13 protein-coding genes and 1 pseudogene are annotated in these 12,917 nt (G+C 47.5%); 8 read left to right on the forward strand and 6 right to left on the reverse strand.

Annotation, left to right across the window (positions count from 1 at the left end; all coding sequences use genetic code 11):
- The 5 genes from FC26_RS04675 to FC26_RS12860 form a co-directional block, all read right to left on the reverse strand.
- Positions 1-3,861, reverse strand: a 3,861-nt coding sequence (locus FC26_RS04675) for a MucBP domain-containing protein (RefSeq protein WP_162259969.1), incomplete at its 3' end; no start/stop codon positions are given.
- Between the two features lie 38 nt (positions 3,862-3,899).
- Complete coding sequence (locus FC26_RS04680) at positions 3,900-4,541, reverse strand: KxYKxGKxW signal peptide domain-containing protein (RefSeq protein ID WP_162259970.1); 642 nt, start codon at positions 4,539-4,541, stop codon at positions 3,900-3,902.
- A gap of 76 nt (positions 4,542-4,617) precedes the next feature.
- A complete protein-coding gene (locus FC26_RS04685; RefSeq protein ID WP_057778252.1) occupies positions 4,618-5,118 on the reverse strand; it encodes a hypothetical protein in 501 nt (166 codons plus the stop codon).
- 367 nt (positions 5,119-5,485) lie between these two features.
- Positions 5,486-6,685: an MFS transporter gene (locus tag FC26_RS04690; protein ID WP_057778254.1), complete on the reverse strand. Its 1,200-nt coding sequence runs from the start codon at positions 6,683-6,685 to the stop codon at positions 5,486-5,488.
- A gap of 175 nt (positions 6,686-6,860) precedes the next feature.
- Positions 6,861-7,433, reverse strand: coding sequence for an LPXTG cell wall anchor domain-containing protein (locus FC26_RS12860; RefSeq protein WP_057778256.1), 573 nt, complete (start codon positions 7,431-7,433; stop codon positions 6,861-6,863).
- A gap of 25 nt (positions 7,434-7,458) precedes the next feature.
- Between FC26_RS12860 and FC26_RS12865 the strand changes: the two genes are divergently transcribed.
- The 6 genes from FC26_RS12865 to FC26_RS04725 all read left to right on the forward strand — a co-directional run bounded on the left by FC26_RS12865 (position 7,459) and on the right by FC26_RS04725 (position 11,040).
- Positions 7,459-8,310: a hypothetical protein gene (locus FC26_RS12865; RefSeq protein ID WP_202813365.1), complete on the forward strand. Its 852-nt coding sequence runs from the start codon at positions 7,459-7,461 to the stop codon at positions 8,308-8,310.
- Between the two features lie 27 nt (positions 8,311-8,337).
- Entirely contained in the window at positions 8,338-8,910 is a 573-nt protein-coding gene (locus FC26_RS04705) for a hypothetical protein (protein ID WP_057778259.1), read from the forward strand.
- 9 nt (positions 8,911-8,919) lie between these two features.
- Positions 8,920-9,420, forward strand: coding sequence for a hypothetical protein (locus FC26_RS04710; RefSeq protein ID WP_202813366.1), 501 nt, complete (start codon positions 8,920-8,922; stop codon positions 9,418-9,420).
- 6 nt (positions 9,421-9,426) lie between these two features.
- Positions 9,427-9,912: a hypothetical protein gene (locus FC26_RS04715; protein WP_057778263.1), complete on the forward strand. Its 486-nt coding sequence runs from the start codon at positions 9,427-9,429 to the stop codon at positions 9,910-9,912.
- A 15-nt stretch (positions 9,913-9,927) separates the two neighbouring features.
- Entirely contained in the window at positions 9,928-10,641 is a 714-nt protein-coding gene (locus FC26_RS12975; protein ID WP_191978878.1) for a hypothetical protein, read from the forward strand.
- Between the two features lie 198 nt (positions 10,642-10,839).
- Positions 10,840-11,040, forward strand: a complete 201-nt coding sequence (locus tag FC26_RS04725; protein ID WP_057778266.1) for a hypothetical protein — start codon at positions 10,840-10,842, stop codon at positions 11,038-11,040.
- Between the two features lie 53 nt (positions 11,041-11,093).
- Here FC26_RS04725 and FC26_RS13190 read toward each other — a convergent pair.
- A pseudogene (locus FC26_RS13190) lies at positions 11,094-11,312 on the reverse strand (MucBP domain-containing protein); the annotation flags it as partial.
- 1 nt (position 11,313) lies between these two features.
- Between FC26_RS13190 and FC26_RS04730 the strand changes: the two are divergent.
- Together FC26_RS04730 and FC26_RS04735 are read left to right on the forward strand one after the other, a co-directional pair.
- Complete coding sequence (locus tag FC26_RS04730; protein ID WP_057778267.1) at positions 11,314-12,540, forward strand: hypothetical protein; 1,227 nt, start codon at positions 11,314-11,316, stop codon at positions 12,538-12,540.
- Between the two features lie 81 nt (positions 12,541-12,621).
- A partial coding sequence (locus tag FC26_RS04735; protein ID WP_202813367.1) for a hypothetical protein occupies positions 12,622-12,917 on the forward strand: 296 nt, incomplete at its 3' end.

The raw sequence follows: 12,917 nt of genomic DNA on the forward strand, positions 1-12,917 counted from the left end.
GTAGTGCACCGTTAATTTTACTGGTGTTTGACTTTCATCTGGGGTGACACCATCTTTCGTGTAAACAAAGGTTAAGTTCATCACGTTACCTTGATACGTGCCACTAACTTCACGTTGTGTTGGCGTATATCCAGAAACTGCCACTGCATTTTCTGTAAAGTCAGTGCCTTGTGTTCCAGTGACTTCTTTGTCCGCACTCAACTGGTTACCATTCTCATCCACATAGTGCACCGTTAGCTTCACCGGCGTTTGGCTTTCATCTGGTGTCACGCCATCTTTCGTGTACGTGAATGTCAAATCCATCACGTTACCTTTGTACGTCCCACTAACTTCACGTTGTGTTGGCGTGTATCCTGAAATAGCTACTGCGGCTTCCGTAAAGCTGTCGCCTTGAATACCAGTGGCTTCTTTATCCGCACTCAACTGGTTACCATTTTCGTCCACATAGTGCACTGTCAATTTTACCGGCGTTTGGCTTTCATCTGGAGTGACGCCATCTTTCGTGTATGTGAACGTCAGATCCATCACGTTACCCTGATACGTCCCACTAATTTCACGTTGCGTTGGGGTATACCCAGAGACTGCCACTGCACTTTCCGTAAAGTCGGTACCTTGTGTTCCAGTGACTTCTTTGTCCGCACTCAACTGGTTACCATTCTCATCCACATAGTGCACCGTTAGCTTCACCGGCGTTTGGCTTTCATCTGGTGTCACGCCATCTTTCGTGTACGTGAATGTCAAATCCATCACGTTACCTTTGTACGTCCCACTAACTTCACGTTGCGTTGGGGTGTATCCAGAAATAATCGCTGCAGTTTCCGTAAAGTCGGTACCTTGTGTTCCGGTAACTTCTTTGTCCGCACTCAATTGATTGCCATTCTCATCCACATAATGCACCGTCAATTTTACCGGCGTTTGGCTTTCATCTGGAGTGACGCCATCTTTCGTGTATGTGAACGTCAGATCCATCACGTTACCTTGATATGTCCCGCTAACTTCACGTTCAGTCGGGGTATATCCTGGAATAATTGCTGCGGTTTCCGTAAAACTATCGCCTTGAGCACCAGTTACTTCTTTGTCCTCGCTCAATTGGTTACCATCTTCATCCACATAGTGCACTGTCAATTGAGCCAACGTCTGACTTTCATCTACATCACGACCGTTATTCACAAGATGGATCGTGATATTATCCGTATCATCGAGGGTTAGCGTGTACGCAACCGTCTTATTTTGTCCAGTTGCCAATGAATAGCCCACCGGCACAACTGCATCGTAGCTACCAGCATCTCCTTCAAAGCCAGTCAACGTCACTGAATCACCAACTTGAAGCTGACCTGCTTTATCGTCAACGTATGTGACCGTCAACGTCGCCGGCTGATTGTAAACAATCGCAACCGAATCGTATTGCAGTGCTTCCCGTTCTTGTGCTTCAGTCAAGGTCGAGGTACCACCAAACGAAAATAAGGGAATTGAAACGTTATTCATGAAACTTAATACCATAAACTCACTAGCAGTAGTACCCATTGCAGCAACCGGAATCACCGTCTCCGAGGTAACAGCACCATCTGTGTCGTAATTCGTAACTATCAGCGAATCGTCGGCCTTGTTCGCCGTCCAGACAGTCTTTTCACCGGAAGCAAATGATAACGTGATCGAGTGTAGTTGTTTAATTGGGTAGCCATCAACGGTGGCGTTAGCGCCCGTGGTCGACTGCCCATCCCCAACCGATAAATTAATAGTCTGATCGGCCACTAATTTGGTACCAGCCGTATCACTTACACTAACCGCAATGGCCTTTTGAATCGGTGTAACGGTCGTCGTCCCTGCCACCACAATTGGGTTCGTAAACAGGTAACCTGTATTGGCTGCCGCTAACTTAGCGAGTCCCAATGCTGAAAGTTTGACCGAGTAAGTTCCAACCTTCGTAGACACCAAATCAGTATCAATGTCACCAGAGGATACCTGAATCGTATAAGATCCATCAGCGTTTAACGTCCAGCTCGCCGGTGCGTTGAAATAGCTGGGCAACTGTACCGTGTACGTACTTGGTGCAGCAGTTTCCATGACCATTGTTTGTTGACTAAATTTGACCTGATTTTCCGACTTAGTTACGTCCACTACCTTGACGTAGGTCACCGTATACGTCGTTCCCGTCGCAATAGTCGTTGTACTGCTAATCGATTGCGTGATAAACGGGTACGTATTGTACTGGTTGACCGAACTCGTTACAAGCTGGTAAACATCACCATTTTTGGTAATCTGGGTGGGAACCACACTACTCGTGGCATAAATGGTCCCTGGCAAGCCACTCGTCTGTGCACTCCCCAGATTGACATTTCCCGTTCCCACAAATTGATACGTATCTTGGCTCTTAACGTTATTAATAATGGTATAGGCGTATACAAACGCACCATAGCTATCATTTAGGACATACGCGTCATCGATTCCCAGCGCCGCAGCAATTTGTTTCACACTCACATAAGCGCCGGATGGCACGGTATAGGCTCCCTGTGTGTCCGCGTAATTATCGGTGATATACATCACTGAATCATCGTTACTGCCCACTTGTGTTCCCAGATGTCCTGTTAACGTTCCAGCATTAGGATCCGTAATAATATTTAACTCAAATTCGTTTGCGTTGCTAACAACCTGCCCAAATTTTATTTTAAAAACTTGACGGCCATTATAATCAGTTTCCTGCGTTACGCTCAAATCGCTATACTCAATCCCATATGAAGTCAAATAGCTGACAAGCTGCGTTTTGACGGACGCCGTGGGATCACTGGCAACAACCGCGTTCCCATCCGCATCCAAATCACCAATCACAAACCCAGTTGGAATGACCAAATACTCGGTCAAATTTGTAAATGCTTGACCAATATTATTACCACCATGGTATGTACTGTGCCGATCAGCGTTATCATCACTCAAGAGTTTCATTTGTAGCGTCAGGTATGACCCCACGCTAGCAGTGAACGAGCTACCACGTGGAATCCCTTTGATTTCAACATAATAATTGGAAGGACTAAACAAGCTAGCCCCCGTCACTGCCGCATGCACCGTCACAGTTCCTGCTTGAATATTGTTAGTATCCAATGCTAACCCGCCGTTGGCCGCATTCAAAGTCGCAATTGCTTCATCACTGAATGTCAGCTCATAACTGCCATTGGTACTTAAATCAATATTACTCGTATCAAAGTACGTCATCGGCACACTATAAACAATGCTGTCTTGTCCCGTATTATTATAGGCAACGGTCCAATCACTCGGTACCTGATAGTTAGTCGCATCCGTAATGGTGACTGTGGCCTTCACTCCGCTCAGCTTCGACCCGTTATTGACACTTACCGTGCCGATAACGGCCTGATTATTACTGAGAATTTGATAAATGCCCACCGTCACATCGTCCGCGGTGACCTGATAATTGGCATTGGCCGCATTTAATCTAGCCAACCCCTGCGTGGAGAGCGTCACCCGGTAGCGGCCGACGTCTTGACTCGTAATTTGAACGTCCAAATCACCCGTTGTCACAGCTACCGTATAGGTGCCATCGCCATTGTCAGTCCAGTCACTCGGAGCTACCAAATGGCTATCAGCATCCAAGGTCACCACATAACTCGTGGGGTCCGTGCTCTGATCACCATCTTTTTTCTTACTCCCTCCAGTGATCACTACTGAGCCGGCAGAAACCGAGGCCTTATCAATGACCAACTGCCCCGCCACAATGTCATCGCTCGTTAAGACCACATCGGGATTCGCTGCTTTAATGGCTGCCAATCCGGCTGCTGATAAGGTAACGGTGTACGACCCAACATTTTGCTGGATTTGACTCGTATCAAGGTCACCCGTCGACTGAGCCACCAAATACTGATTCGTGACACCAGTTACGAACCAATCACTCAGGCCACCATGCCGTTGCCCAGTGTCACGTTGTAGTTAAGGGGCGTGTCAGCATCCCCATCGTAGGTTTTAGTCGTTGTGCCAACGGTAACGGTCGCCTGAACGGCATCCGCCACTGCTGTAATTTGTTGTGCTTGTCCGGTTTGTTGGTAGGTCGCCGCCGCACTCGCCTTGGCCGTGGCGATTTGGGTACTGGTTGGATTGTTTAATGTCGTCGTGTTGCTCGTTGCCGCGGATGTCGTGGTGGCCGTGCTATCGCTTACGGTTGTTGATGTTGCCGTGCTCGTCGCGCTACTTGTGGCGCTTGTGTTCTCACTCGTTACCGCACTTGAAACTGTACTTGAAGTTGCGCTTGATAGCGCAGTTGATGTCTCGCTTGCGGCAGTTGTGCTGCTCGTCGTCAGGGTGACTTGACTGCCAGATAGTTGCGCACTCGTCCCACTGGCACTCGAAACAGTTGGCGCGGTGCTCGTTGCCGCCTGATCATCGGCCTGTGCGGTACTTGTTCCCAACACGCCTAATCCCAGTGTCAATCCTGTCATTGCCGCAAAGAGCCATGTTCTACCAGCCTTGTACATCTTATAATGTTCCGTCAAGTTCCCTTGAATCCGCTTACTAAAATTATTCTTTCCTACCATCATAATTTCCTCCCAACATTTCACCATAACTCATTCGGACGATTCCCGATCTTTCCCTTTTTATACTAAAACCAATGACTTAATTCATCATTGTCGTTTGATCCTGAAACCTGCGATTGACTTGTTCCAAGATATAGGCTTGCGCATCATCGTCATCCCAGTCGTCAGCCTCACTGGCGGCCTGTTCTTGCGCAGTCATATAAGCTGTCGGTTGATTTGTCATTTGTTCGTGGAAAATCTGATTTTGGCGGCCAAATTGCCATCCGCTCAGCCATAATTGCATCAAATCTGCTCGGTCAACGCTCACTGTCTCCAGATCGAACAGGTCGTCCCAACTCATAACTTGATTTTGCTCGAACACCACTTCACTAATTGCATCGTCCATTGTCATGAATTCAACGCTGGTTGATTCATTCAGTGCTGCTTGTAACGTGGCTCGTAGGGGTTGTAATGCAGGATCAGTCCCCAAAGCGTGGTTCATCCCCTGAACAAATACATCTGCCATGAGATTTAAACAGGCATCCACAGACATATACTTGACCTCAGTGATCGCTTCTACTTGGTTTACTTGTGCATTCATATTAATCAACTCCCGATTCCATTTTTTATCCAGCAACTGTTATTCCCATTATCAATTGACATTTATTAAAAATTTGTTTATAAAAATGTTCTAATTGTAAAAAAGCCCGTCCTCGGCCACCTTGATGGGCTCCAAGCACGGGTCGTCTTCAAAATGCGAAGTGAGCAGTTATCGTGTTCTTCTTAATATCTTGAATATAGCACAGCCACACGTATGACCATACTTTTTTCGAAGAAATGATTGGCAATTCCCATTTTTTATCACTACTACTTAAAAAAAACGGGATTTCGTGGGTTGTACGTATTCGCATATTATATTGTGCAAAACAAAAAAGTTGAGAAAATCCTTAGATTTTCTCAACTTCACTTTACTCGTCAACGTCGAGTCGGTGCAATTGCTTGGGTTCCTTCATGATCCAGTGACCCAATAAGGCAATGATGAGAAACCCGACCGCCACTAAACAGACGCCGTGCCACCCATAATGGCTCCACGCCCAGGTACTGCAGAAGGTTCCAAGCGAGCCACCTAAAAAGTAGCTAAACATGAAAATGGAATTATTACGACTGCTGGCTTCCCGATCAAGCGACTGAACGATGGCCTGATTGGATACTTGGCTAAACTGGGTTCCTAAATCTAGGAGCACGATTCCGACAATCAAGCCGACTAAAACTTGTCCGACCAGCCAGAAAATAACAAAGGCCAACGCCGAAAACAGCCACGACAACCCGATCGTCAACCGTGGCGAATACTTATCTACCAGCTGCCCAATAATTGGCGCAAATAACACTCCGGTAACACCTAATAATCCTAAAACACCGGCGATACTGCTCCCCCAGTGATATTGGTGTGCCAGATAAAAGGCCAGTGTCGACCATAGTACATTTGAAACCCCGAATAAACAGAGTCCATTCAAGGCCGCACTTTGTAAGTACCGCTGGCTGATAAACAGGTGTGGCAGCGACCCAATCACACTGCCATAGCTGCGGTGTTGATGCCCCCGCGGATCGCGTGGCATGTATCGGTGTAGGATTCCGAGTAGTACCAAGCTAAAGATCGCCGCTAACAGGTAAACTAATTGCCAAGACATCAAACTTCCTAAAATCCCACTAAATGAGCGTGACAACAGTACCCCGGTCAGTAAGCCACTGAGAACGGTTCCTAAAACACGGCCCTGATGAATGCCGGGCGATAAGTACGCCACGTAAGGAATAATGATCTGTGCGGCCACCGACGTCACCCCGATCAGTCCGGCCGCCACCGTAAACACGAGCACATTGGGCGACCAAAACGCCGCCAGTAAGGATAGGATCGAAAGCCCCATCATGAATTGAATGAGGTGGTAGCGATCAAAAATATCGCCTAACGGTACGATCAAGAGTAATCCCAACGCGTAACCGAGTTGTGATAGCGTGGCAATCACCCCGACATGTGCCTTTGAAATCGCAAAGTGGTGCGCAATTAACCCTTCAATGGGCTGGATATAATTTAAATTAGCTACAATAATCCCGGTCGCAATTGCCAGCAATAGCACCGTCTTTCGTGAAAGTCCCACTGGTTGTGAGTCCATAACGTAAAATCTCCTTTATTCTGATGATTGTATGACGCATTGTTTAATATTGTACAGCAATTTTTGGCTATTAGACAAAGAAAAAGAGCCCTTTCCTGATGGGCCTTCCAAGTTATCGCTAACTTGAAAGTTCCATCATTCCAGGACTCTCTTTTTGTACGGCACTTTTAGTGACCTATTTTCCTTGGCGCTTGTTGGTCCGCTTCTTACGACGGAGACCAAGAACGCTGAGCATTGCTAGGACTGCGCCCATCAGTGAAGCTTCACCATCTGGGTTATCACTAGTTTGTGGTAACTTACTTTGCGTCGTACCTGCCGCACCCTTGTTCGTCGCCGTTGCTGCTGGAATCGATGAACTTGAAGTGGTTGGCGTGGTGGTAGCAGTTTGACTATTAGTCGTCGCACCTGATGTCACAGCTGACATGCTACCGTAACCTGATTGACTGTGAGAACCAATTCCGGTGGTAGAACCACTTATTGGTTGACCATTATGATCAGAGTCACTGCCACTGAGTGAACTACTATTCGAAGTTGAATCGCTTGTCGAACCGAAGTTACTCAATGAATTGCTGCCTTGGGCTGAGCCACTATCTGACGTTGACTCGCTCGTTGATTCAGATACTGAATCTGAGTAGGTCGTTGACGTGCTATCAGATGTACTTGCCGAACTCAGCGTACTGATCGAGCCATTGTCGGATTGACTGGTTGACCCGAAGGTACTATCTGAACCGTTGTCGGAAGTACTCAATGAATCTGACGTGCTGAGCGAACCATTGTCAGAAGCATTCTCTGAAGTCGAGGCACTCAGTGATCCATTATCCGACGTACTCATTGAGCTTTCAGTACTGGTTGACCCATTGTCTGAAGTGCTCAATGAATCCGAAGTGCTGGTTGAGCCATTGTCAGAAGTACTATTTGATTCCGAAACATTCGTTGAACGATTGTCCGACGTGCTTTGTGAATCTGAGGTACTCATCGACCCATTATCAGAAGTACTCAATGAATCTGACGTACTTGTCGAACCGTTATCCGAGGCACTCAATGAATCCGAGGTACTTGTTGACCCGTTGTCAGAAGCACTCAATGAATCTGACGTGCTGGTTGAGCCGTTGGTCGAAGTACTGTTGGAATCAGAAGTCGTCTGGGTGCCGTTGGCTGACGTGCTGGTTGATTCTGAGATGCTCGTTGAGCCGTTGTCTGAGGTGCTCATCGAGTTCGACGTGCTGATCGAACCATTATCTGACGTGCTCATTGAATCTGAGGTACTTGTCGAACCATTATCCGAGGCGCTATTCGAATCTGACGTGCTGATCGAAGTCGTAGTCGAAGTGGTGGTTGAGGTACTATCGGATGTCGAGACGCTCATTGAATCAGTTGTCGAAGTGTTAGCCGATACTGATGTGCTAATTGAGCCAGTCGTTGAGTTACTGTCAGAAATTGAAGTGCTGGTTGAACCAGTTGATGAATCACTCGTCGAAATTGAATCGCTTGTCGAACCAGTCGTCGAGTTGCTGTCGGAGATCGAAGAACTTGTCGAGCCGGTCGTCGAGTCATTGGCTGAAACTGAAGCACTGATTGAGCCAGTCGTCGAGTTGCTGTCGGAAATCGAGTCACTCGTCGAATGAATGTCTGATTGACTACCAGAGTCTGAATTGCTATCAGATCCAGCATTCGAATTACTATCAGTGCCACTGTTCGACGTGCTGAGTGAATCTGATGTGCTCGTTGAACCACTATCCGAAGTACTCAATGAATCCGAGGTACTTGTCGAGCCATTGTCTGACGTACTCAATGAATCTGACGTGCTCGTTGAGCCGTTATTCGAAGTGCTGTTCGAGTCTGAACCACTCGTTGACGCACTCTTCACGTCACTTTGTGAATCTGACGTACTGTCTGAACCACTATTTGAAGTGCTTGCAGAAGTCGAAGTACTGTCGGAATCAACATGGCTCATTGAGTTACTGTCGGAAGCACTATCTGAACCGCTGTTCGAATCGCTGGCAGAATCTGACGTGCTCGTTGAGCCGCTGGTTGAGTTGCTCAATGAATCTGACGTGCTGTCTGAACCGCTTGTCGAAGTGCTTGCAGAAGTTGAAGTGCTATCCGAACCACTATTTGAAGTGCTTACGGAATCTGACGTGCTGTCCGAACCGCTGGTTGACGTGCTTTGTGAGTCAGAAGTACTTTCTGAACCAGATGTTGAAACGCTGTTTGAAGTGGAATAACTGGTTGAGTTGCTTACTGACGCGCTACCAGAATCTGAGGTGCTATCTGAACCACTCGTTGAAGCACTTGCTGAGTCTGACGTGCTGTTTGAGCCATTATCAGAGGTACTCAATGAATCTGAGGTACTCATTGAACCATTAGTCGAAGTGCTGTTCGAAGCCGAAGCACTCGTTGAGCCGTTATCTGACGTGCTCAATGAATCTGATGTGCTTGTCGAACCGTTAGTCGAAGTACTCAATGAATCTGACGTGCTCGTTGAACCGTTAGCCGATGAGCTATCTGATTCTGAAGCGTTGGTCGAACGATTATCCGACGTGCTTTGTGAATCTGACGTACTCATCGACCCATTGTCAGAGGTACTCAATGAATCTGACGTGCTCGTTGAACCGTTATCGGACCCACTTTGTGAATCTGACGTGCTCGTCGAACCGTTGTCCGAAGCGCTCAATGAATCTGATGTGCTTGTTGAACCGTTGGTCGACGTGCTGTTGGAATCAGAAGTGGTCTGAGTCCCGTTGGCTGACGTGCTGGTCGATTCTGACGTGCTCGTTGAACCATTAGTCGACGTGCTGTCAGAATTTGAAGTGCTTTCTGAACCGATTGATGAAGTACTATCAGAGATTGAGCTACTTTCTGAACCGTTAGTCGAAGCACTCATTGAATCTGAAACGCTCGCTGACGTGGTTGTTGAAGTCATCGCTGACGTGCTATCGGATACCGAAGCACTCGTGGAATCAGTCGTTGAGGTGCTGTCAGATACTGAGGTGCTCGTTGAACCAGTTGTCGAGTTACTATCTGATACCGATACGCTCGTTGAACCAGTTGTTGAGTTACTGTCTGATATTGACATGCTCGTTGAACCAGTCGTTGAGTCACTATCAGAAATTGAGGTGCTCGTTGAACCAGTTGTCGAGTTGCTATCAGATACTGATGCGCTCGTTGAGCCAGTTGTCGAGTTGCTATCTGATATTGAAGCACTCGTCGAGCTGATATCTGATTGACTATCCGAGTTCGAGTTGCTGTTTGAGCCAGCAGCTGAGTTACTTTCAGTCCCGTTGTTCGACTGGCTGAGTGAATCAGACATGCTCGTTGAGCCACTGGTTGATGCACTCAATGAGTCTGACGTGCTGGTCGAGCCGCTGTCTGAAGCACTGTTTGAATCAGAGGTACTGGTTGACCCGCTGGTTGACGTACTGTCAGAAGTCGAGGCACTCGTGGAACCGCTCTTCACATCGCTTTGTGAATCTGAGGTGCTACCTGAACCACTATTTGACGTGCTTGCGGAAGTCGAAGTGCTGTCAGAAGCAGCGTCGCTCACGGAATCACTGTCAGAAGCACTATCTGAAACGGTCATTGAGTCGCTGGTAGAACCAGAGGTGCTCGTTGAACCACTTGTCGAAGTGCTATTCGAGAGTGATGTACTGTCGGAACCGCTCGTCGAAGTGCTTGCGGAATCCGAGGTACTATCTGAACCACTCGTTGAGATGCTTGCAGAATCTGACGTGCTCGTTGAACCGCTCGTTGAGCCACTTTGTGAACCAGAAGTACTCATTGAGAAGGCACTCGTGGAATCGCTTAATGAATCTGAACCACTGAGCGAAGCACTTTGTGAATCTGACGTGCTCGTTGAATCACTGGTTGACCCACTAACTGAATCTGACGTACTCGTTGAACCAGTCGTTGAGGTGCTCAATGAGGCTGAGGTGCTCGTTGAGCCCTGTGTCGAGTGACTCAACGAATCTGAATGGCTGGTTGAGCCTTGAGTTGATTCACTCAAAGACCCAGAAGTACTGGTTGAACCGGTAGTTGAATTACTCAATGAACCGGAAGTACTGCTTGATCCCAGCGTTGAGATACTCATTGATTCGGATGGTCGTAATGATCTTCCATCGGCACTGAGCGATGCTGAAACGCTGATCGAACCGCTCGTGCTTACGGAACCATTGTCAGAAGTACTATTTGAAGCACTGGTGCTGGTTGAGCCGTTGCCAGAATTGCTTCCGGAGATCGAAGTACTGATCGAACCAGTCGTTGAACCACTTGCAGAATCGGAAGTGCTGGTTGAGCCAGTCGTTGAGTTACTGCTTACACCAGAAAGGCTTTCAGAAGCGGCCGCGCTTGGTGTGTAGTAGAAGTTGATCGTGTGAGTTTCTGAATCGTATTCCCCTGTTGCGGTATTTGGACCAGAAGGAACTGCACTACGATTCTGGAATGTCACACCGTCCACACTCACATAGCCATAGTCGTAACCGGCAATTTGTGGTGCCTTCAGTGTCCAGTCAGTCCCTAGTTGACCGGTCATCGTGCTTGCATCTCGGGCAGTACCATCACTACCGATGATCAAGTAATTAACGGTGATCGTGCCACCCATTGTGTTGCCTGACATTGAGTTCGAGTTCATATTGCTTGTTGAAGCAATATCCGAAACACTCGTTGACGTGCTTTGTGAGTCTGACGTGCTCGTTGAGCCAGTCGTTGAAGCACTATTTGAACCGAGGGTGCTGGTTGAACCAGTTGTCGACGTACTATTTGAAGTTGACGTACTGTCCGAACCGCTGGTTGAGGTACTCAATGAATCTGACGTACTATCAGAGCCACTCGTTGAGGTGCTTGCAGAACCGGAAGTACTGGTTGAACCACTCGTTGAGTTACTCAATGAGATCGAAGTGCTACTTGAATCAAATTGTGACAGCGTATTTGATGTCACGTTGCTCATTGAAAGACTATCCGATGAGCTGCCAGAGTCTGACGTACTGCTTGAACCGTTATCGGAAGCACTGGTTGAAGCAGAGGTACTTGTCGAGCCATTATCTGACGTACTCAATGAGTCTGACGTGCTTGCTGAACCATTTTCTGACACGTTGGTTGACGTTGAAGCACTCGTTGAACCATTGTCTGATGTGCTCAATGATGCTGACGTGCTCGTTGAACCATTCGTCGAAATACTATTTGAATCAGACGTGTTTGTCGAACGAGTATCAGAAGTGCTTTGTGAATCTGACGTGCTCGTTGAGCCGTTCGTTGACGTACTCAATGAGTCTGACGTGCTCGTTGACCCATTGTCTGAAGCACTCAATGAATCTGACGTGCTCGTTGACTCATTGTCTGAAGCACTCAATGAATCTGACGTGCTGGTTGAGCCATTCGTTGACGTACTGTTTGATTCAGACGTTGTCTGGGTTCCGTTCGCTGATGTGCTATCGGATTCTGAGGTGCTTGTCGAACCGTTATCCGAAGTACTCATTGAATCAGATGTGCTGGTTGAACCATCGTCTGATGTGCTGTCAGATTGTGAACTACTATCTGAACCATTGTCAGAAGCGCTATTTGAATCTGAAGCACTTGCCGAGGCAGTCGTTGAAGCAGTTGCTGACGTGCTGTCAGATACTGAATCGCTCGTCGAGTTAGTTGTCGAATCATTATCGGATACTGAGGTGCTCGTTGAACCAGTTGTTGAGTTGCTATCGGAAGTCGAAGCACTCGTTGAACCAGTCGTTGAGTCACTGCCAGAAACCGAGGCGCTCGTTGAACCAGTCGTTGAAGCACTGTCTGATGTTGACGTACTCATTGAACCAGTCGTCGAGTTACTATCTGACGTTGAAGCACTCGTTGAACTGATATCTGATTGACTAGCAGAGTTTGAGTCGCTGAGTGACCCTTCAGTCGAGTTACTTTCAGTATCACTGTTTGACGTGCTGAGTGAATCAGAGGTGCTCGTTGAGCCACTCGTCGAAGTACTCAATGAAGCTGAAGTACTTGTCGAGCCAGTGTCAGAAGCACTATTTGAGTCTGAGGTACTCATCGAATCAGTTGTCGAAGTACTATTCGAATCCGAAGCACTCGTTGACCCACTCTTAACGCTGCTTTGTGAATCTGACGTGCTGGTTGAGCCACTGTCTGAAACATTATTTGAATCAGAGGTGCTCTCTGAACCACTCGTTGAATCACTAGCAGAACCGGAGGTGCTGGTTGAGCCGTTCGTTGAGTTGTTCAATGAGATTGACGT

Source organism: Paucilactobacillus vaccinostercus DSM 20634, assembly GCF_001436295.1.
In the GTDB taxonomy this organism is placed as follows: Bacteria; Bacillota; Bacilli; order Lactobacillales; family Lactobacillaceae; genus Paucilactobacillus; species Paucilactobacillus vaccinostercus.

What these genes read in the sequence shown, in the direction of transcription:
- FC26_RS04680 (WP_162259970.1), bottom strand. Translation starts at nt 4,541, where the DNA reads ATGATGGTAGGAAAGAATAATTTTAGTAAGCGGATTCAAGGGAACTTG.
- FC26_RS04685 (WP_057778252.1), bottom strand. Translation starts at nt 5,118, where the DNA reads ATGAATGCACAAGTAAACCAAGTAGAAGCGATCACTGAGGTCAAGTAT.
- FC26_RS04690 (WP_057778254.1), bottom strand. Translation starts at nt 6,685, where the DNA reads ATGGACTCACAACCAGTGGGACTTTCACGAAAGACGGTGCTATTGCTG.